Source organism: Jiangella sp. DSM 45060 (assembly GCF_900105175.1).
Classification (GTDB): Bacteria; Actinomycetota; Actinomycetes; order Jiangellales; family Jiangellaceae; genus Jiangella.
In genome coordinates this window covers 2047619-2068620 of record NZ_LT629771.1, presented here as the reverse complement: position 1 = coordinate 2068620, position 21002 = coordinate 2047619, and the positions used below count along the sequence as shown (strand labels likewise).

Annotated in this window: 16 protein-coding genes; 4 read left to right on the top strand and 12 right to left on the bottom strand. The window is 72.7% G+C overall.

Translation table 11 applies throughout. The features are described from left to right. Positions 1-38 precede the first annotated feature (38 nt). The gene (locus BLU82_RS09265) at positions 39-902 is read right to left on the bottom strand and encodes an exodeoxyribonuclease III (RefSeq protein WP_092618849.1); all 864 of its coding nucleotides are present in this window, start codon (positions 900-902) and stop codon (positions 39-41) included. Between the two features lie 103 nt (positions 903-1005). On the opposite strand from BLU82_RS09265, the gene BLU82_RS09260 reads away from it, so the two are divergent. Next, entirely contained in the window at positions 1006-1884 is an 879-nt protein-coding gene (locus BLU82_RS09260; RefSeq protein ID WP_157740746.1) for a hypothetical protein, read from the top strand. A 13-nt stretch (positions 1885-1897) separates the two neighbouring features. Here the strand turns inward: BLU82_RS09260 and BLU82_RS09255 are convergent, their stop codons facing one another. After that, positions 1898-2530, bottom strand: a complete 633-nt coding sequence (locus BLU82_RS09255; RefSeq protein ID WP_092618843.1) for a LysE family translocator — start codon at positions 2528-2530, stop codon at positions 1898-1900. 151 nt (positions 2531-2681) lie between these two features. Between BLU82_RS09255 and BLU82_RS09250 the strand changes: the two genes are divergently transcribed. Further along, a complete protein-coding gene (locus BLU82_RS09250) occupies positions 2682-2897 on the top strand; it encodes a hypothetical protein (protein WP_069114189.1) in 216 nt (71 codons plus the stop codon). 24 nt (positions 2898-2921) lie between these two features. On the opposite strand, the gene pyk is transcribed toward BLU82_RS09250, so the two are convergent. The 8 genes from pyk to trpB form a co-directional block, all read right to left on the bottom strand. Then, the gene (pyk, locus tag BLU82_RS09245) at positions 2922-4361 is read right to left on the bottom strand and encodes a pyruvate kinase (protein ID WP_092625637.1); all 1440 of its coding nucleotides are present in this window, start codon (positions 4359-4361) and stop codon (positions 2922-2924) included. A gap of 27 nt (positions 4362-4388) precedes the next feature. Then, positions 4389-5855: a glutamate synthase subunit beta gene (locus BLU82_RS09240; RefSeq protein WP_092618840.1), complete on the bottom strand. Its 1467-nt coding sequence runs from the start codon at positions 5853-5855 to the stop codon at positions 4389-4391. Continuing rightward, complete coding sequence (gltB, locus tag BLU82_RS09235; protein ID WP_092618837.1) at positions 5848-10380, bottom strand: glutamate synthase large subunit; 4533 nt, start codon at positions 10378-10380, stop codon at positions 5848-5850. Before gltB ends, BLU82_RS09240 begins: the two co-directional genes overlap by 8 nt. An 803-nt stretch (positions 10381-11183) precedes the next feature. Next, positions 11184-12695, bottom strand: coding sequence for a prolipoprotein diacylglyceryl transferase (lgt, locus tag BLU82_RS35565; protein WP_231947743.1), 1512 nt, complete (start codon positions 12693-12695; stop codon positions 11184-11186). 54 nt (positions 12696-12749) lie between these two features. Next, entirely contained in the window at positions 12750-13553 is an 804-nt protein-coding gene (locus BLU82_RS09225) for a thioredoxin domain-containing protein (protein ID WP_092618834.1), read from the bottom strand. An 88-nt stretch (positions 13554-13641) separates the two neighbouring features. Continuing rightward, on the bottom strand, positions 13642-14382 hold the full coding sequence (locus tag BLU82_RS09220) for a thioredoxin domain-containing protein (protein ID WP_092618831.1): 741 nt from the start codon (positions 14380-14382) through the stop codon (positions 13642-13644). Further along, positions 14382-15176 carry a tryptophan synthase subunit alpha gene (trpA, locus tag BLU82_RS09215; protein ID WP_092618828.1) on the bottom strand — a complete coding sequence of 265 codons (795 nt, stop codon included), beginning with the start codon at positions 15174-15176 and terminating at the stop codon, positions 14382-14384. The genes BLU82_RS09220 and trpA overlap by 1 nt, the downstream gene beginning before the upstream one ends. Next, a complete protein-coding gene (trpB, locus tag BLU82_RS09210; RefSeq protein ID WP_092618824.1) occupies positions 15173-16414 on the bottom strand; it encodes a tryptophan synthase subunit beta in 1242 nt (413 codons plus the stop codon). The genes trpA and trpB overlap by 4 nt, the downstream gene beginning before the upstream one ends. A gap of 192 nt (positions 16415-16606) precedes the next feature. Between trpB and BLU82_RS09205 the strand changes: the two genes are divergently transcribed. Then, on the top strand, positions 16607-17473 hold the full coding sequence (locus BLU82_RS09205) for a hypothetical protein (RefSeq protein WP_092618821.1): 867 nt from the start codon (positions 16607-16609) through the stop codon (positions 17471-17473). Beyond that, on the top strand, positions 17473-19257 hold the full coding sequence (locus BLU82_RS09200; protein WP_092618818.1) for a GMC family oxidoreductase N-terminal domain-containing protein: 1785 nt from the start codon (positions 17473-17475) through the stop codon (positions 19255-19257). Before BLU82_RS09205 ends, BLU82_RS09200 begins: the two co-directional genes overlap by 1 nt. A 460-nt stretch (positions 19258-19717) precedes the next feature. Here the strand turns inward: BLU82_RS09200 and trpC are convergent, their stop codons facing one another. After that, positions 19718-20533: an indole-3-glycerol phosphate synthase TrpC gene (trpC, locus tag BLU82_RS09195; protein ID WP_069114200.1), complete on the bottom strand. Its 816-nt coding sequence runs from the start codon at positions 20531-20533 to the stop codon at positions 19718-19720. A gap of 117 nt (positions 20534-20650) precedes the next feature. Further along, positions 20651-21001, bottom strand: a complete 351-nt coding sequence (locus BLU82_RS09190; RefSeq protein WP_092618815.1) for a winged helix-turn-helix domain-containing protein — start codon at positions 20999-21001, stop codon at positions 20651-20653. Position 21002 lies beyond the last annotated feature (1 nt).

The window sequence follows — 21002 nt, the reverse complement described above, 5'->3', positions numbered from 1 at the left end:
ACCGATCTGACGAGATCGGCCCGGGCCGGGCGATGCGGTCACTTCGACTGCGGCAGCCGCACCGACCCGCGGCGGGGAGCGGCGGCCGACGGCGGCGGGACGACCGGTCCGATGTCGCCGTCGGGTGCGTCGTCGAGGTCGACGATGACCGGCGCGTGGTCGCTGGGGCCGGTGCCCTTGCGGGCGTGCCGGTCGACCCAGGCGGCCGCCACCCGCTCCGCGACCGGCGCACCGGCCAGCACGAGGTCGATGCGCATGCCGAGGTCCTTGTGGAACATGCCGGCGCGGTAGTCCCAGTAGGTGAACACCCGCTCGGACGGCCAGCGGTCGCGGACGACGTCGTGCAGGCCGGCCGACTGGAGCTCGTCCAGGGCGGCCCGCTCGGGCTCGGTGACGTGCGTCTGCCCGACGTAGGCGTCGGGGTCGAAGACGTCGGCGTCGGCGGGCGCGATGTTCATGTCGCCGCACACCATGACGGCGTCGGGGCCGGCCGCGACCTGCGCGCGCAGCGCCGCCAGCCACTCCAGCTTGTACGCGTAGTGCTCGGAGCCGGGCTCGCGGCCGTTGGGCACGTACACCGAGTGCACCCGCACTCCCCCGCAGGTCGCGGAGACGGCGCGGGCCTCCTGGTGCGGGAAGCCCGGCCCGCCCGGCAGCCCGGTGACGACGTCGTCGAGGCCCACACGGGAGAACAGCGCGACGCCGTTCCAGCGCGCCTCACCGTGGTAGGCCGCCTGGTAGCCGCGTTTGTCGAGCTCGGCGCCGAGGAGGTCCTCGATGAGGTCGTCGGCGAGCTTGGTCTCCTGCAGGCAGACGACGTCGGGGCGGCGTTGGTCGAGCCAGGGCAGCAGCCGCGGCAGCCGCTGCTTGACGGAGTTGACGTTCCAGGTGGCGACTCTCACCGGACCTACCGTAGCCGCGCCCGCGGGCCCGTGTCAGACGGGCTCTGGCGCCGCGACGTGGCTCCGGCGAGGATGGGTCCGCACCGACCCGAAAGAGGTGGTCATGACCGACGCTGTGGCGCCCCGGAACGTCGACTCCACCGACTGGTGGGACCACCGGCCGGTGTTCTCCGTCACCGACAAGGGGTCCCGGATCACCGGGCTCGCCCCGGGCCGGGCGCCAGGGCGCCTCACCCCGCGCCTGCTGGTCCCGGCCCTGCTGACATTCACGGCCTGGGCCGCGGTGGCGCTGCTCGGCTCGGCGGCACTGGGCTGCACGACGTCCGCCGGCTGTGGCGCGGACGTCGGTGCGGGCTGGCTGGTCGGCGGCCTGCTCGTCCTCGGCTACCTGGCCCTCCTCGTCACGGTCGGCCTCGCCGAACACGCACGTGAGCGCTTCGGGCAGCGCCGGGCCGCCTCGTTGTTCCGCCTGGTCCCGGTGCTGGCCGGCGTCACCGTGGGTGCGGGCGCCGGTGCCGCCGTCGCGGCCGGGCCCGACCGGGCCGAGGGTGTGCGCCAGGCGCTCGACGGCGTGCCCGGCACCGAGGCCACCCTCGTCTCGGCGGCCGTCGCGGTGCTGGCCGCCCTCTGGGGTCTGACGGTGGTGGCGCGGCTCCCGTCCGCCCTGCGCCATGCCCGTGAACGTCAGCAGCGCATCGAGCGGCTTCGGCGGGACGGCCACCGGTATGCGGGCCGGCTCCAGCTCGGCGGCGTGCGCTTCTGGCTGCACAACGACCCTGAGCTCGACGTCACCGTCAGCTACGACTCGCCGACCGGCCGCCACGAGGTGCAGGCCCGCATGCGTACGTCACCCGACCGCGTGCCGGCGGACGGCAGCGGCGTCGTCGTCCTGACCGACCTGCAGGGCGCCGTCCACCTCGAGCTCGACCACGACGCCGAGCCCGTCTTCGAGCCGGAGCAGCGCTACACGCCGTCCGAGTAGGCCGGGCGACGACTCAGCGGTGCTGCAGCGCCAGCCGCAGCCCGAAACCGACCAGCACGACGCCCGTCACGCGGTCGGCGACGCGGGCGAACCGGGACCGGCCCAGTGCCCGCACCATGAATCCGGCGCCGCCGATGACGCACGCGAACCAGAGCATTCCGATGAGGTTGTGCACGATCGCCAGCGCAATTCCCATCAGCAGCGGCGACGTGCCGTCGGGAATGAACTGCGGAATGGTCGCCACATAGAAGACGCCGATCTTCGGATTCAGGATGTTCGTCCCGAGTCCGGTCAGCCACGACGCCCACAGCGACCCCGGCGCCGGCGCCGCCGCGGGCAACGCGTCGCCACGCCGGCGCAGGCTCGTCCACAGCAGGTGCGCACCCAGCCCGACGAGGTAGACCGCGCCGGCCAGCGTCAGCACCCGGTACGCCGTCTCCGATGCCACCAGCAGCGCCGACGCGCCAACGGCCGCCGCGACCCCCCACGCCAGGCAGCCGGCGCCGATGCCCAGCGCGGCCGCGACGGCGTGCCCGCGGCCGCGGCTGACGGCGGCCCGCAGCACCAGCGCGGTGTCGAGTCCGGGAATGACGGTGAGCAGTGCGGCGACGACGGCGAACGACGCCAGGGACTGTCCGATGGTCACGGATCACCCTAACCCGGGCCGAACCCGGACGGAATCCCGCGTGATTTTACTCGTGCCCACAATGGCGAACAAGAGGTGCGTCGAACGGCCCGTTCGGTTATCGTCCAAAAGGAGCAGCTGCACTTTCCGAACGCGAGAAACGAGGCCGCCCATGGACCGTCTCCAGCACATCGCGACGTTCTGCGGCAACTGCGACTGCGGCTGCCCCGAGCTGTTCCTCGACCAGAACGCCCCGCCCGAACGCCGCGTCGTCATCACCGACGATTTCGGCCAGCGGGTGCAGATGAGCCTCGCGCAGTTCCGGCTCATCGTCGAGTCGGCCAAGGACGGACAGCTCGACGAGGTGCTGCAGCCGGCCAACGCCTGAGCGCCGGCCGGCGGCAGCGACCACTCAGTGGTAGGCCGGGGCGACCTTGCCCACGGCGTCGCCGATGCGGTGCACCCGCATGGCGTTGGTGGAGCCGGGGATGCCGGGCGGGGACCCCGCGACGATGATGACGAGGTCGCCGCGACGGCACCGCTCCTGCTCGAGCAGCATGCGGTCGACCTGCTTGACCATCTCGTCGGTGTGGTCGACGTGCTCGGCGGTGAACGCCTCGATGCCCCACGACAGCGCCAACTGGTGCCGGGTGGCGCTCAGCGGGCTGAACGCCAGCAGCGGGATGCCGGGGCGCAGCCGGGCCATGCGGCGGGCGGAGTCGCCGCTCTGCGTGAACGCGACCAGGTACTTCGCGCCCAGCAGCGCGCCGGTCTCGACCGCGGCCTTCGTGATGGCGCCGCCCTTGGTGCGCGGCTTGGTGCCCAGCGGCGGGATGCGCTCGAGGCCGTGTTCCTCGACGGTCTCGACGATCCTCGCCATGGTGGTGACGGTCTCGATGGGATAGGCGCCGACGCTGGTCTCGCCGGACAGCATGACGGCGTCGGCGCCGTCGAGCACGGCGTTGGCGACGTCGGAGGTCTCGGCGCGGGTGGGCCGCGGGTTGGTGATCATGGAGTCGAGCATCTGGGTGGCGACGATGACCGGCTTGGCCCGTCGCCGGCACAGCTCGACGGCGGTCTTCTGCACCAGCGGGACGTCCCACAGCGGCAGCTCGACGCCGAGGTCGCCGCGGGCGACCATGACGCCGTCGAACGCGTCGACGATCTCGGCGAGGTTCTCGACCGCCTGCGGCTTCTCGACCTTCGCGATGACCGGCAGCCGGACGCCCTCTTCGGCCATGATGCGGTGGACGTCGTCGACGTCGGCCGCGGACCGGACGAACGACAGCGCGATCATGTCGGCGCCGATGCGCAGACCCCACCGCAGGTCGTCGATGTCCTTCTCGGACAGCGCCGGCACGCTGACGGCGGTGCCGGGGAGGTTGAGACCCTTGTGGTTGGAGACCTTGCCGCCGATGACCACGGTGGTGACGACGTCGGTGTCGGTGACCTCGGTGACCTCGAGCGAGAGCCGGCCGTCGTCGATCAGCACGGTGTCGCCGGCCCTGACGTCGCCGGGCAGCCCCTTGTACGTCGTGGACGCCCGCTCGGCGGTGCCGTCGACGTCCTCGACCGTGATGACGAACGTCTGGCCGACCTCCAGTTCGGCCGAGCCGCCGGCGAACTCGCCGAGCCGGATCTTCGGGCCCTGGAGGTCGACGAGGACGCCCACGTTGCGCTCGGCCTCGGTGGCCGCCTTGCGCACTCGCAGGTACCGTTCCTCGTGCTCCGCGTGGCTCCCGTGGCTGAGGTTGAACCGCGCGACGTCCATGCCGACGTCGATCAGTTCCCGCAGCCGCTCAGGCGAGTCGGTCGCTGGACCAAGAGTGCAAACAATCTTCGCTCTACGCACGTCCGCCAACACTACTCATTCTCGGGCTCACACTGCGAGCGGACGGTCGGTGGGCGAGACCGGGGACGGCAGGCGGTCGACCCCGGTCAGCTTCCGGTCGACCGCCGCGGCGACCGAACGGCCCTCCGCGATGGCCCACACGATCAGCGACTGGCCGCGCCCGGCGTCGCCGGCCACGAAGACGCCCGGGATGGTCGTCTCGAAGGAGTCGTCGCGGACGATGTTGCCGCGGGCGTCGAGGTCGACGCCGAGCTGCTCGACCAGCGCCGACTTCTCCGGCCCGACGAACCCCATGGCCAGCAGGACGAGGTCGGCCGGGAGGTCGCGCTCGGTGCCGGGCACCGGCTCGAAGCCCGACGCCGTGCGCTCGACCTCGACCACCCGCAGCGCCGTGACGCGGCCGTCCTGGCCGGTGAACTCCAGGGTGGAGACGGCGTAGACGCGCTCGCCGCCCTCCTCGTGGGCGCTGGACGTGCGCAGCATGAGCGGCCAGGTGGGCCACGGCGTGGCCGGGTGCCGGGTGCCGGGCGGCTCGGGCATGATCTCGAGCTGCGTGACCGACGCCGCGCCCTGCCGGTGGGCGGTGCCCAGGCAGTCGGCGCCGGTGTCGCCGCCGCCGATGATGACGACGTGCTTGCCCTCGGCGCTGATCTGGCCGGGGACGGTCTCGCCGAGCGAGCTGCGGTTGGCCTGCGGCAGGTACTCCATGGCCTGGTGGACGCCGGCCAGCTCGCGGCCCGGGATGGGGAGGTCGCGCCAGTCGGTGGCGCCCACGGCCAGCACGACGGCGTCGTAGCGGGCCCGCAGCTCCTTGCCGGTGATGGCGGCGCCGACCTCGACGCCGGTACGGAAGATGGTGCCCTCGGCGCGCATCTGGTCGAGCCGGCGATCGAGATGGCGCTTCTCCATCTTGAACTCGGGGATGCCGTAGCGCAGCAGCCCGCCGGCGCGGTCGGCCCGCTCGTAGACGGCGACGGTGTGCCCGGCGCGGGTCAGCTGCTGGGCGACGGCGAGCCCGGCCGGCCCGGAGCCGATGACGGCCACGGTGCGGTCGGTCAGCCGCTCCGGCGGCAGCGGCACCACCCAGCCCTCGTCGAACGCCTTGTCGATGATCGACACCTCGACGTTCTTGATGGTGACGGCGTCGTCGGCGATGGCGACCACGCAGGCCGCCTCGCACGGCGCCGGGCACAGCCGCCCGGTGAACTCGGGGAAGTTGTTCGTGGCGTGCAGCCGCTCGGCCGCCACCTTCCAGTCGTCGCGCCAGACGAGGTCGTTCCACTCGGGGATGAGGTTGCCCAGCGGGCAGCCGTGGTGGCAGAACGGGATGCCGCAGTCCATGCAACGCCCGGCCTGCTCGACGATGATCGGCAGCAGCGTGCGGCCGATGCCCGGTGCGGGATAGACCTCGTTCCAGTCGCGCAGCCGCTCCTCGACCGGGCGCGGTGTGGCGCCCTGGCGCTGCGTCTTCAGGAAGCCTCGTGGGTCAGCCATGCGCCGCCTCCATGATCGCGACGTCGACATCGCGTCCATCGCGCTCGGCGGCGGCCTTGGCGGCGAGCACTCGCTTGTAGTCCGTGGGCATGATGAGGGAGAACCGGGCCATCGACGCCGGCCAGTCGGCCAGCAGCGCCTCGGCGACGGCCGAGCCGGTCTCGTGGTGGTACGTCGAGATGATGCCGTGCAGCCGGGCCAGCTCGCCGGCGTCGGGCGTCTCGATCTCGACCATGTCGGGGTTGACCCGGCTGGTGTCGAGGTCGAGCACGAACGCCGTGCCGCCGGACATGCCGGCGGCGATGTTGCGGCCGGTGCGGCCGAGGATGACGGCGGTGCCGCCGGTCATGTACTCGAGCGCGTGGTCGCCGACACCCTCGACGACGGCGGTGACGCCGGAGTTGCGCACGCAGAACCGCTCGCCCACGAGCCCGCGGACGTACAGCTCGCCGCCGGTGGCGCCGTAGGCGGCGACGTTGCCGGCGATGATGTTCTCTTCGGCTGCGAACGGCGCGGCGCGGTCGGGGCGGACGATGACGCGGCCGCCCGACAGCCCCTTGGCGAGGTAGTCGTTGACGTCGCCCTCGAGCCGCAGCGTGACGCCGGACGGCAGGAACGCGCCGAACGACTGCCCGGCCGAGCCGGTGAACGTGACGTCGATGGTGTCGGGGGGCAGGCCGGCGCCGGAGGTGCGCTTGGTGACCTCGTGGCCGAGCATGGTGCCGACGGTGCGGTTGACGTTGCGCACCTCGAGCTGGACGCGCACCGGCTCGCCGTGCTCGAGCGCGTCGGTGGCCAGCGCGATGAGCTGGTTGTCGAGCGCCTTCTCGAGCCCGTGGTCCTGGCCGACCACCTGGCGCCGGGCGGCGCCGTCGGGCAGCTCGGGCACGTGCAGGACGGGCGAGAGGTCGAGCCCGGCGGCCTTCCAGTGGCCGACGGCGGCCTCGGTGTCGAGGAGGTCGGCCCGGCCGATGGCGTCGTCGAGGCTGCGCAGCCCCAGCTCGGCGAGGTACTCGCGCACCTCCTGCGCGATGTACTCGAAGAACGTGACGACGAACTCGGGCCGGCCGGTGAACTTCTTGCGCAGCTCCGGGTTCTGCGTGGCGACGCCCACCGGGCAGGTGTCGAGGTGGCAGACCCGCATCATGATGCAGCCCGACACCACCAGCGGCGCGGTGGCGAAGCCGTACTCCTCGGCGCCCAGCAGGGCCGCGACGACGACGTCGCGGCCGGTCTTGAGCTGGCCGTCGGTCTGCACGACGATGCGGTCGCGCAGGCCGTTGAGCAGCAGCGTCTGCTGCGTCTCGGCCAGGCCGAGCTCCCACGGGCCGCCGGCGTGCTTGAGGCTGGTCAGCGGCGCGGCGCCGGTGCCGCCGTCGTGGCCGGAGATCAGCACGACGTCGGCGTGCGCCTTGGAGACGCCCGCGGCGACCGTGCCGACGCCGACCTCGGCGACCAGCTTGACGTGGATGCGGGCGGCCGGGTTGGCGTTCTTGAGGTCGTGGATGAGCTGCTTGAGGTCCTCGATGGAGTAGATGTCGTGGTGCGGCGGCGGCGAGATGAGTCCGACGCCCGGCGTGGAGTGGCGGGTGCGCGCCACCCACGGGTACACCTTGTGCCCGGGCAGCTGGCCGCCCTCGCCGGGCTTCGCGCCCTGCGCCATCTTGATCTGGATGTCGTCGGCGTTGCTCAGGTAGTCCGACGTCACGCCGAACCGGCCGCTGGCCACCTGCTTGATGGCGCTGCGCCGCTCGGGGTCGTACAGCCGGTCGGCGTCTTCGCCGCCCTCGCCGGTGTTGGACTTGCCGCCGAGGCGGTTCATCGCGATGGCGAGGGTCTCGTGCGCCTCGCGGCTGATGGAGCCGTACGACATGGCACCGGTGGAGAACCGCTTGACGATGCTCTCGATGCTCTCGACCTCGTCGATCGGCACCGGCGGGAGCTGCCCGGTCTTGAGCCGGAACAGCCCGCGCAGCGTCATCAGCCGCTTGGACTGCTCGTTCACCTGCTCGGTGTACTGCTTGAAGACGTCGTAGCGCCCGGCCCGGGTGGAGTGCTGCAGCCGGAACACCGTCTCGGGGTCGAACAGGTGCGGCTCGCCCTCGCGCCGCCACTGGTACTCGCCGCCGACCTCGAGCTTGCGGTGCCGGGTGGCGCTGCCGCCGCGCGGGTAGGCCTGGGCGTGGCGGCGCCGCACCTCTTCGGCGACGACGTCGAGGCCGATGCCGCCGAGCCGGGAGGTGGTGCCGGTGAAGTACTTGTCGACGACCTCCTGGGCCAGGCCGACCGCCTCGAAGATCTGCGCGCCGGTGTAGGAGGCGACCGTCGAGACGCCCATCTTGCTCATGACCTTGAGCACGCCCTTGCCGAGCGCCTTGATGAGGTTGGCGACCGCCTTCTGCGGGCTGACGCCGGGCAGCAGGGTGCCCTGGCGGACGAGGTCCTCGACGCTCTCCATGGCGAGGTACGGGTTGACCGCGCCGGCGCCGTAGCCGATCAGCAGCGCGACGTGGTGCACCTCGCGGACGTCGCCGGCCTCGATGACCAGGCCGACCTTGGTGCGGCTCTTCTCGCGGATGAGGTGGTGGTGCACCGCGGCGGTGAGCAGCAGCGACGGGATGGGCGCCAGCGTGGTGTCGGAGTTGCGGTCGGACAGCACGATGATGCGCGCGCCGGACTCGATGGCCTTCGACGCCTCGGCGCAGATCTCGGCCAGCCGCCGGCCCAGCTCCGCTCCCCCGCCGGCGACGTCGTACAGGCCGCGGATGATGTGGGTGGCGTAGCCCGGGAGGTCGCCGTCGCGGTTGACGTGGATGATCTTCGCGAGTTGATCGTTGTCGATGACCGGGAACGGCAGCACCAGCTGGCGGCACGACGCCGGGCCGGGGTCGAGCAGGTTGCCCTCGGGACCGACGGTGCCGTTGAGCGACGTGACCAGCTCTTCCCGGATGGCGTCCAGCGGCGGGTTCGTGACCTGCGCGAACAGCTGCGAGAAGTAGTCGAACAGCAGCCGCGGCCGGTTCGACAGCGCCGCGATGGGGGTATCGGTGCCCATCGATCCGATCGGCTCGGCGCCGGCCTTCGCCATGGGCGCGAGCAGCAGCCGCAGCTCTTCCTCGGTGTAGCCGAAGGTCTGCTGGCGCCGCGTGACGCTGGCGTGGGTGTGCACGACGTGCTCGCGCTCGGGGAGGTCGCCGAGGCGGACCAGGCCGGCGTGCAGCCACTCGCCGTACGGCTCTTGCGCGGCCAGCTTGTCCATGACCTCGTCGTCGTCCATGACCTTGTGGCCGGCGACGTCGACGAGGAACATGCGGCCCGGCTCGAGCCGGCCCTTGCGCACGACCGTCGACGGGTCGAGGTCGAGGACGCCGGCCTCGGACGCGAGCACGACCAGGCCGTCGTCGGTGATCCAGTACCGGCCCGGGCGCAGGCCGTTGCGGTCGAGCACGGCGCCGACGAGGTCGCCGTCGGTGAAGACGACCGCGGCCGGGCCGTCCCACGGCTCCATGATGGTGCTGTGGAACTCGAAGAAGTCGCGCCGCGCCTTCGAGATGCCCTGGTGGTTCTCCCACGCCTCGGGGATCATCATGCGCACCGCGTGCGGCAGGCTGCGCCCGCCCAGGTGCAGCAGCTCGAGCACCTCGTCGAAGCTGGCGGAGTCGCTGCCGTCGGGCGCGATGACCGGGAACAGCCGGGCGAGGTCGCCGCCGATGACGTCGCTGGCCAGCTGCGACTCGCGGGCGCGCATCCAGTTGCGGTTGCCCTGGACGGTGTTGATCTCGCCGTTGTGCGCGACGAAGCGATACGGGTGCGCCAGCGGCCAGCTCGGGAACGTGTTCGTCGAGAACCGCGAGTGCACGACGGCGATGGCCGAGGCCAGGCGCTCGTCGGAGAGGTCGGGGAAGAACGGCTCCAGCTGGCCGGTCGTCAGCATGCCCTTGTAGACCATGGTGCGCGACGACAGGCTCGGGAAGTAGGCGCCGGTGGTGCGCTCGAGCCGCTTGCGCAGGGCGAACGCCTTGCGGTCGAGCTCGATGCCGCTCGCCGCGCCGTCGTCGGAGGCGACGAACAGCTGGCGGACGCGCGGCAGCGTCGAGCGGGCCGTCTTGCCCAGCAGCCCCGGCGTGGTGGGCACCTCGCGCCAGGCGAGCACCGTCAGGCCCTCGTCGGCGGCGATGCGGTCGGTGGCCGCGACGATCTCGGCGTCCTGCGCGTCGTCGTCGGGGATGAAGGCCAGCCCCGTGGCGTAGTGGCCGGCGGCGGGCAGCTCGACGCCCGCGACCGCCCGGCAGAACGCGTCGGGGATCTGGATGAGGATGCCGGCACCGTCGCCGGAGTCGGGCTCGGCGCCCGAGGCTCCCCGGTGGTCGAGGTTGCTCAGGGCGGTCAGCCCGCGGTCGACGATCGCGCGGCTGGCCACGCCGTCGAGCGTCGCCACGAAGGCGACGCCGCAGGCGTCGTGCTCGAACCGCGGGTCGTAGAGACCCTGGCGGTCGAAGCCCTGGGGGTGAGGCGTGAGGCGCATGGCACTCCCGTCGTCGTGAGACTGGCGGCGGGTGCAGGGACGGCTCTGGCCCGTGCGTGAAGTTTCGTGGACATTACAACACTTCGGCGCTCGTGTGTTGTCGCGTCTCTCCATGATATCGGCGACCGGGGCCGCACACCTAGGCGAGAACCCGCTGTTGATCATCGGATTCTCCACCGATGCCCGGTCGTCGCCGCAGATCGTGAGGCCAGCGGACTGTCGGACCGCACAAGTACATTGACGTCCATGTAGTGCGAACGGCACCGCCCCCGGCGTGGCGAGGGCGGTTCGTGGCCGTTTCGTAACGTCCCGCACCGCGACACGCCACCGACGAGCAGAGGAGGCCAGCCAACGACGAGTCGAGCAGAACCGGTGGCCACATCCCGAAGCGCCCAGTGAGCGGCAGTACGCGGCCAGCGGACCTGGACCAACGGCGGAGCCGGTAGCCGACCCACAAGCCGACCCGGCAGCGGCCAGCGAACCTGTCATCCCAGTGGAGTCGGTAGCCGTAACGCCGCCTGCGGCCAGTGAGCGGCCAGCGGACCAAGAGCACAGCGAGCAGGGAAGCCGGGCCCATTGTCCGGCCGGCCCCCTGTCGCTGCTTGAACGGGGGCGCGGGCGGCCGGGTCAAGCGGTCACGCGTCGCGCGAAGCGCCAAACGGTCCGCTTGAGGCGGCCACCCGCGCCCCCGACAATCGAGAGCAGCAGGGGCAGGCCCACGCGGCAGCCCAAGCCAACGAGAGCCCGGCCAACCGAGCACCCGGCGAACGGCGACCCCGGCGAACCGAGAACCAGCGGCCGCGTCAGTTCCCGTCGGCGGGCGAACCTGCCGAGTCGGCGGCCGACGCCTCCGACGGTACCTGCGCCGATGCCTGCTGCGGCGCCCCCGTCGTAGCCTCCGTCGTCGCCGTCGTGGCCTTCTTCGCGGCGGACTTCTTGGTCGTGGTCTTCCTGGCGTCCGGAGCCTTCTTCGCCGCGGCGGGGGCGTCCGGCGTAGCGACGTCGGCGGCGTTCTCGGGCGCTGCCTTCTTCGCCGCTGACGTCTTCTTCGCGGCCGCCGTGGTCTTCTTGGCCGGCGTCTTCTTGGCCGGCGTCGCCTTCTTGGCCGTGGCCTTCTTCGCCGCGGTCGTGCTGGCCGTCGTCGTGGCGAGGGCCGTGACGGTGGCGGCGCTCGTCTTCTTCGCCGCCGACCCCGGCTTCTCGCCGGCGGCCGCCTTCTCCTCGGGCTCGGACGACTTCGACTCCTCGGCCGGCTTCGCCTCACCCGCCGGCTTCGCCTCGTCCGCCGGCTTCGGCTCCTCGGCCGGCTTCGACTCGTCCGCCGACTTCGACTTCTCGGCCGCGGGTTTCTTCTCGTCGGCCTTCTTCTCGTCGGCCGGCTTGTCGTTCTCCGGCTCGTCGTCCGGGAGCGTGATCGGCGTCTCGTCCTCGGCCTTGCCCTTGTCGTCGAAGGGGTCGGGCTGGTCGTAGTAGCCGCGCAGTTCCTCGGGGTCCTCGCGGCCGGGGTGGCGCTTGAGCGACCAGAAGAAGTAGGCCATCGCCGCCACGAAGATCAGCCCGGACACCCACAGGTTCACCCGGACGCCGAAGATGTGGTTGGCGGGGTCGATGCGCAGGTACTCCCAGAACCCACGGCCCAGCGTGTAACCGGCCACGTACAGCGCGAACAGCCGGCCGTGGCCGATGGTGTACCGCTTGTCGAGCCACAGCAGCAGGAACGCCACCGCGACCGCCCACAGCGCCTCGTAGAGGAACGTGGGGTGGAAGGTCTCGATGTCGGCGTAGCCGTCGGGGCGGTGCGCGGGAGCGATCTCCAGCCCCCACGGCAGGTCCGTCGGCTTGCCGAACAGCTCCTGGTTGAACCAGTTGCCCACGCGCCCCAGCGCCTGGGCGAACAGGATGCCGGGCGCTGCGGCGTCGGCCATGGCGGCGAACGGGACGCCGCGGCGACGGCAGGCGATCCAGACGCCGAGGGCGCCCATGGCGATGGCGCCCCAGATGCCCAGGCCGCCCTTCCAGATCTCCAGCGCCTGCCAGGGGTCCTTGCCCTCGCGGAAGTAGAGCTGGTTGTCGGTGATGACGTGGTAGATGCGCCCGCCGATGATGCCGAACGGCACCGCCCACACCGCGATGTCGGCGACGACGCCGGCCTCGCCGCCGCGGGCCAGCCAGCGCCGGTTGGTGAGCCAGATCGCCACGACGATGCCGGCCATGATGCACAGTGCGTAGGCCCTCAGCTCGAACCCGAAGACGTCGATCGAATTGCTGCTCGGGCTGGGGATGAAAGTGGGCACCACGGCCGGCGTCGCGATCACAGGCGAACCGTACCGGACCGGCCGAACCGGGTCGTCATCGCGGTGTGCTCCAGATCACTGAGTGGCCGACGGGGCCGGCGTCTCGCCCGCGGGCGGGGTGGCCGGGGGCGAGGCGAGGCTGCCGCCGGCGGCGACGGTCTCGACGGCGGCGTTGATGCCCTCGGGCGTCCACTGGGTGGAGTCGAGCAGCTCGCCGTTGACGAACACCGTCGGCGTGCCCTCGACCTGGTGGTCGCGGGCCGACTCGGGCACCGCGGCCGCCCAGTCCTCGAACTCGTCGTCGCGGACGCAGCCCTCGTAGTCGCCGCCGATGCCGACCTGCTCACCGAGGTCGACCAGCGTGCTGGTGGACCACTGGGTGCCGGCCGCGGCGAACGCGGCGCTCTTGAACTCGAGCGCCTTGTCCTCCTGCGCGGCGCAGGCGAAGGCGTTGTTGGCGCGGCGGGAGTAGACGGCCCCGGTGTAGTCGAGCGGGTGGTAGACGATGTTCGCCTGGCCGGAGTCGACCAGCGTCTGAATGGCCTGACCGTTGGCCGTCTCGAACTCCGCGCAGTGCGGGCAGAGGAAGTCCATCCAGTAGTCGATGGTGACCGGCGCGCTGGCGTCGCCGACGAGGATGCCGCCGCCGTCGCCCTCGATGGCCTGGCCGTTGCCGGAGCCGACGGCGTCGGGCACCGCGACCGGGCCGTCGTCGCCGCCACGGCTGGCCGCGACGGCCACCGCGATGATCGCGACCGCCGCCACGATGGCCACCGCCACGCCATAGCGCATCATGCGCTCGCGCCGCTTCTCCTGGCGCTGCTGCTCCTCGCGCATCGCCTTGATGCGCTCGCGGGCCTCGGCCTTCTTGCTGCTCATCGATGGGCTTCCTTCGACACGAGTGAGTTCACGGGGATTGACGAGGGTACAACTTCATTGACCCTGACGTGAGTTCCGGACGCGACGATCACGATGTCGTCACGGCCTCGACGGCGGCCCGGAACTCGTCGGCGCTCATCGCCGCCGGGTTGTCGAGCAGTTCGCCGTTCAGCAGCACCGCCGGGGTCGCCTCGAGGCCCTCGTCGCGGAAGGCGTCGAGGACGTGCCGGCCCCAGTCGGCGTAGGTGCCGTCGCGGACGCACGATTCGAACACCGCGTCGTCGAGGCCGACGGTCTGACCGGCGGCCAGCAGGTCGTCCGTCGTGTAGCCGCCGGAGCCCTCCTGCGGCTGGTTCGCGAACAGCTCGGTGAGGTACTCCACCGGGCGGCCGGCGTCGACGGCGCAGCCGAAGGCGTTCGAGGCGCGATCGGACTCGTCACCGAGGAACGCGGCCGGGTGGTAGACGACGCGGGCGGTGCCGTCGGCCGTCAGCTCCTCCAGCACCGGCCCGCTCTCGCGCTCGAACTCGCCGCAGAACGGGCACTGGAAGTCGAACCAGTAGTCGATGGTGACCGGCGCGTTCGCCTCGCCCACGGCCACGCCGGTGCCGCCGTCGACGGCGCCCGACGGGATGGCGCCGGTGCCCTCGGGCCCCTCGTTCGCGCGATTGACCAGCACGATCGCGACGACGGCGATGACCGCCAGGACGCCGACGGAGATGGCGGCACGCAGGAACCGCTCGCGCCGGCGGTCGGCCAGCGCCTTGGCCTCGGCCTCGGCGCGCAGCTGCGCGGCCCGCTGCCGCGCCTGTTCCTTCTTGCTGGCCATCAGCGCGTGCGCACTCCCCCGGCGAGGTCGGCGGCCAGTTCGGCGACGGACGCGAGCCCGGCGGCGGGATCGGGCGCCTCGAGCAGCCGGCGGACGAACGCGGACCCGACGACGACGCCGTCGGCGTACGCGGCGATCTCGGCCGCCTGCGCGCCGTTGGAGACGCCCAGCCCGACCGCGACCGGGAGGTCCGTCGTGGCCTTCGTCCGCGCGACCAGCCCGGCCGCGGCGTCGCCGACCTGGTCGCGGGTGCCGGTGACGCCCATGACGGAGGTGGCGTAGACGAAGCCGCGGCAGGCCGCCGTCGTCATGGCGATGCGGTCGTCGGTGGACGACGGCGCCACGAGGAAGACGGTGTCGAGGCCGTGCTCGCGGGCCGCCGGAATCCAGGTGTCGTCGGCGTCGGGCGTGAGGTCGGGCGTGATGACGCCGGACCCGCCGGCCGCCGCGAGGTCGCGGGCGAACGCCGCCGCGCCGTAGCGCTGCAGCGGGTTCCAGTACGACATGACGACGGCGGGCGCGCCGGCGGCGGCCACCGCCTCGACGACGCGCAGCACGTCGGCCGTGGTGGTGCCGGCCTTCAACGCGCCCTCGACCGCGGCCTGGACGGTCGGGCCGTCGATGACGGGGTCGCTGTAGGGCAGCCCGATCTCGACGGCGTCGACGCCGGCCTCGACCATGGCCTTGAGCGCCGTGACTGAGCCGTCGACGCTGGGGTAGCCGGCCGGCAGGTAGCCGATCAGCGCGGCGCGGCCCTCGGCGCGCGCCTTCTCGAACGCGACCGTCGTGCTCACGGCTGGACCTCCCCGGACTCGTCCATGAGACCGAACCACTTCGCGGCGGTGTCGACGTCCTTGTCGCCGCGCCCGGACAGGTTCACCAGGATGGTGGCGTCGGGGCCGAGCCGCTCGCCCAGGCGCCGCGCGCCGGCCAGCGCGTGCGAGCTCTCGATGGCCGGGATGATGCCCTCGGTGCGGCAGAGCAGCCGGAACGCCTCCATGGCGTCGGCGTCGTCGACCGGCTCGTAGGCCGCCCGGCCGGAGTCCTTCAGCCAGGCGTGCTCGGGTCCGACGCCCGGGTAGTCGAGGCCGGCCGAGATGGAGTGGGACTCGATCGTCTGCCCCATCTCGTCCTGCAGCAGGTACGAGCGCGCGCCGTGCAGCACGCCCGGCGACCCGGCCGTGATGGTGGCCGCGTGCCGGCCGGTCGCGACGCCGTCGCCGCCGGCCTCGAAGCCGTACAGGGCGACCTCGGGGTCGTCGACGAACGCGTGGAAGATGCCGATGGCGTTGGACCCGCCGCCGACGCAGGCCGCGACCGCGTCGGGCAGCGTGCCGGTGAGGTCGAGCACCTGCTGGCGCGCCTCGACGCCGATGATGCGCTGGAGGTCGCGCACGAGCGTCGGGAACGGGTGCGGCCCGGCCACCGTGCCGAACACGTAGTTGGTGGTGGCGACGTTGGTGACCCAGTCGCGCAGCGCCTCGTTGATGGCGTCCTTGAGCGTGCGCGAGCCGGTGGTGACCGGGACGACGGTGGCGCCGAGCAGCCGCATGCGGGCGACGTTGAGCGCCTGCCGGCGGGTGTCCTCCTCGCCCATGTAGATGACGCACTCGAGGCCCATCAGCGCGGCCGCGGTGGCGGTGGCGACGCCGTGCTGGCCGGCGCCGGTCTCGGCGATGACCCGCGGCTTGCCGATGCGCTTGGTGAGCAGCGCCTGGCCCAGCACGTTGTTGATCTTGTGCGAGCCGGTGTGGTTGAGGTCCTCGCGCTTGAGCAGGACGCGCGCGCCGCCGGCCGCCTCGGCGCCGAACCGGGCCGCCTCGGTGACCGGCGTGGGCCGGCCGGTGTAAGTGGTCAGCAGGTGGTTGAGCTCAGCGGCGAAGGCGGGGTCCTGCTTGGCGGCGGTGTACTCGCGGTCGAGCTCGTCGAGCGCCGCGATCAGCGCCTCCGGGACGTAGCGGCCGCCGTACGGGCCGAACCGGCCGGGCCGGTCGGCGGAAAGGACGTGCCCAGGGTCGGGCCTGGTGTCCACCCGAGTGCTCCTCGATGCGTGGCAGAGATGGCTGACAGGTGACGAGAGCGCGACACGCGCCGTCACCCGCGACGGTATCGCAGCCGGTGGCCACGGCCCCAATCGCCTCGGGTTTTGCCGAATCGCTTGACGCTGCGTCAGCGCCGTCGTTACGTTCCACCGCTGTTACCCACGAGTAAGGAGAGCCGCCCCATGTCGGAGCTCGGCCGTCGCGCGTTCCTCGCCCGGATGGGGGTGCTCGGCGCGGCCGCGGCGATCCCCGCTCTGGCGGCGCCACCCGCCACCGCGGCGCCGTCCGCGCTGTCCCCGCTCGTGGGCCTGCTCCGGCCGGTGCTCGCCGAGCTGTCCCGCGACACGCTGCGCGGGCTGGTCGTCATGGTCTGCCCCGGGCCGGACGCGTACTCGCGCGCCCAGGGCACGCCGCGTGACGAGGCGGGCGCGCTGGAGGCCCGCGGCGACGACTTCATGATCGCCGCGCTGGACGGCTTCGTGCCGTTCCCGGACCAGCTGGCCACGCCGCTGGCCGCCGCGCTGGCGACAGCCGTCGACGACATCGGGCTGCCGCTGCCGACGCTGCCGCTGTTCCCGTCCGTCTGGACGCTGGACCGGGTGCTGCTGGAGCTGCTGGAGAACGACGAGACGCTGCCGTTGTCGCTGGTCGTGGCGTTGCTGCTGAACGTCGTCGCGACCCAGGTGAACCCGCTGGCGGTGAACGGGCCGTTCCTCTCGCCGTTCGCGCGGCTCACGCTGGCCGAGAAGGCCGCCGCGTTCGAGCTGCTGGAGGGTCCGGACGCCGACCTCGTCGCGCTGCTGGACGCCGGGCTGCCGGAACCGCTGCGCTCGTCGATCAGCGGGCTGCTGCGGTTCCTGGCCGGGGCGCTGCTGGAGTTCTCGGCGTTCGGCTCCTACAACGAGTGGGGCGTGTACGACGGCTCGTCCCGGCGACTGACGGAGCGGCCGGTCGGCTGGGAGCTGTCCGGCTACCAGCCCGACGGCGTCGTCGACGGCTGGGCCGACTTCATCGGCTACTACCAGGACCGGACCGAGGTGGAGGCCTGATGCGCGACGTCATCGTCATCGGCGCGGGCGGCGGCGGGCCCGTCGTCGCGAAGGAGCTGGCCGCGCGCGGCCTGGACGTGCTGATCCTGGAGGCCGGGCCGCGGCACGCCGACCCTGACCGCGACTGGACGCACTACGAGAACGACGCGAACAACCCGCTCACCGGGTTCCTGCGGTTCGGCCCGGCCGACCGCGAGGCGCCGGCGTGGTACCGCGAGACGCCGCAGAACTCGTTCATCTGGCAGCTGTCCGGCGTCGGCGGCACGACGCAGCACTACTTCGGCAACTGCCCGCGCGCCTACCCCGGCGTGTTCGCGGGCTACGACGGCGCGGACCGGGACGCGTACGACACCGCGCACCTGTTCCCGTTCGCGTACGAGGAGCTGGTGCCGTACTTCGAGTGGGTCGAGGCGACGCTGCCCGTGCAGACCGCAGCGATGGGCACGAAGGAGCAGGTGTTCTTCCGCGGCTGCGAGGGCATCGGGCTGCCGGTGCAGACCACGAAGACGACGACGGAGGACTCGTTCCGGCCGCAGGAGAACGCGATCCTGCAGCCCGGCGGGTTCGCGGGCCGCGTCACGGGGCGGGACGACCCGCGGCTGCGGTATCCGTCGGCCACGGGGTGCACGTTCTGCGGCTACTGCATGCAGGGCTGCAGCAAACCGGCCGGCGCGCCGCGGAACCTGGCGGCCAAGCGGTCCACCGACAACAGCTACGTGCCGATGGCGCTGACGGCGCCGTCGTGGGCGGCGGGCGGGCGGGCCGCGGAGCTGATCGCGGACGCCGTCGTGACCCGCATCCACACGTCGTCGCGGGGCGGCGTCGAGGAGGCGTCCGGGGTGACCTGGCGCGTCGGCGCGACCGGCGAAACCCACCGCGAGGACGCCCGCGTCGTCGTCCTGGCCGCCGGCTGCACGGAGAGCCCGCGGCTGTGGCTGAACAGCCGGCTGCCGAACCCGAACGACTGGGTCGGCCGCGGCTACACCGACCACTTCTTCGACTGGGTGATCGGGCTGTTCGACGAGGACACCGGCTCCACCCGCGGCGCGGCGTCGGCGGCGCGGGCCGAGTTCCCCGGCCGCGGCGGCATGGAGAACGTCGGCCTGACGCCCGGCCTGCAGCAGTTCGCCGCCGTCTTCTCCGACAGCGGGATCCGCGGCCACTACTCGAACGGGCGCGGCCCCGCCGGTCCGTGGGACGGCGCGGCCGGCCGGATGATCGGCCCGGAGCTCAAGGACGCCCTCATGAACGGCGTCGACCGGCTGCTCAACATCCTCGTCATCACCGACGACGACGTCGAGGCGCAGAACCGCGTCACGCTCTCCGCCCTGCCGGCCGACGAGCACGGCCCGGTGCCGAAGGTGGCGTTCCACCAGCGGAAGCGGTCGGCGCGGACGCTGCGCAACCGCGAGTTCGTGGCGCGGCGGGCGGCGGAGACCCTGCGCGCGGCCGGCGCCCGCAAGGTCGTCCGGGTCGACTGGCCGCCGCTGCTGCTGCACGTGCAGTCGTCGATGCGGATGGGCGCGTCGCCGGACGACTCCGTGCTGGACGCCCACGCCGAGGCGCGCTGGGTGAAGCGGCTGTTCGTGGCCGACAACTCGGCGCTGGCCAACTCGCTGGGCGGGCCGAACCCCACGCTGACGTCGCAGGCCCTGGCCACCCGCACCGCCGAGAAGATCTTCCAGACCTACTTCGGCGGCGACCCCTGGGTGCACTCGGAGTCCCCCGTCGAGTCGACGGACGCGCGGGTGACGGACGGGTTGCGCGAGCGGTCGCTGGCGTGAGCGGCCGAGGCGGGACCCGCTCACTGGCCTGAGCGGCCGGAGCTGACCCGCTCGCCGGCCTTGGGCGGCCGGGGCAGCCCGCGTTCACGCCCGGTTCACGGCGCCCGCCCGTAGGGTGGGTGCCCTCCCGGCCGGGAGGGCACCGCACCCCCGCGCTGACGACAGTGACCGGCACTGGGGCAGCGGCTCGCCACCTCGCGTTCGCCCGCCGCAGCGACCACGGTGGCCGCGTTCATGCGCCTGAGCGGGCGGGCTGGCCGCGTACACCTGCGCTTGGGTGACCCTGGGCAGCCCTCGTTCACGCCTGGTTCACGGCGCCCGCCCGTAGGGTGGGTGCCCTCCCGGCCGGGAGGGGAACGCACCCCGCGCGGACGACCGCTACTGGCGCTGGGGGCAGCTCTCCGCCTCGCCCTCGCCCCTCGCTCGCCGAGCCGACGCCGGCCCTCCAGCCGGCCCGGCCTCAGCCCTGGCGGCTGCCCCGGTTGAGCGCGGGGTGGGCGCCGGCGGCGACGAGGTCGGCGACGGCGGCGCGGGGGTCCTTGCCGGTGACCAGGGTCTCGCCGACGAGAACAGCGTCGGCGCCGGCGCGGGCGAGGTCGATGACGTCGCGGGGGGACTTCACGCCGGATTCGGCGATCTTCACGATGCCGTCGGGCACCACAGGCGCCAGCCGCTCGAACGTGGTGGTGTCGACGTCGAGGGTCTTGAGGTCGCGGGCGTTGATGCCGATCAGCTTCGCGCCCGCGTCGGCCGCCCGCGCCACCTCGTCGGCGGTGTGCGCCTCGACCAGCGGCGTCAGCCCGATGGACTCGGCCCGCTCGATGAGGCTCACCAGCGCGATCTGCTCGAGCGCCGCCACGATGAGCAGCGCGAGGTCGGCGCCGTAGGCGCGCGCCTCCCACAGCTGGTAGCTGGTGACGATGAAGTCCTTGCGCAGCACCGGCGCGTCGACGGCGGCCCGGACCGTCTTGAGGTCGTCGAGGGTGCCGCCGAACCGGCGCCGCTCGGTGAGCACGCTGATGGCCGCTGCGCCGCCGGACTCGTAGTCGACGGCGAGGGCGGCGGGGTCGGCGATCTCGGCCAGGGAACCCCGCGACGGGCTCGACCGTTTCACCTCAGCGATGACCGACACGCCCGGCGAACGGAGCAACGGCAGCGGATCACGAGCCGGCGGCTGCTTGGCCGCCATCTCCTTCAGCTGATCGAGAGGACACCGGCCCTCACGTTCGGCCAGGTCGGCGCGCACCCCGTCGATGATCTCTTCGAGAACGCTCATCTCCGCCCCTCGCCGGTGCCGCCCCACCGGATCGGTCGACCCGGCGGGTCCAGAGTAACGGCGAGTGATGGGTGCTCTCGACATACCCCCGGTGACGGGCGCCCGACCGGCATGTGCTCACCCCTCCGGAACGGGGTCGAGGGCGTAGCCGACGCCACGGACGGAGCGGATGGTCAGGGCGCCGTCGAGCTTGCCGCGCAGCGTCGCGACGTGCACGTCGACGGTGCGCGTGCCGACGGGGACGGGGTAGCCCAGCGCCTGGCACATGAGCTCCTCGCGCGTGCACACGAGGCCGGGCCGGTCCATGAGATGGGCCAGCAGCGCGGCCTGCAACGGCGTCAGCGCGACCTCGCGCCCGCCGGGGGTCGCCAGCAGCCGTTGATCGACGTCCAGCGAGACGGGGCCGACCGAGACGACCGGCGGACCCGACCGGGCCCGTTCCGACGTCGTCCTGCCGGCACTGGGCATG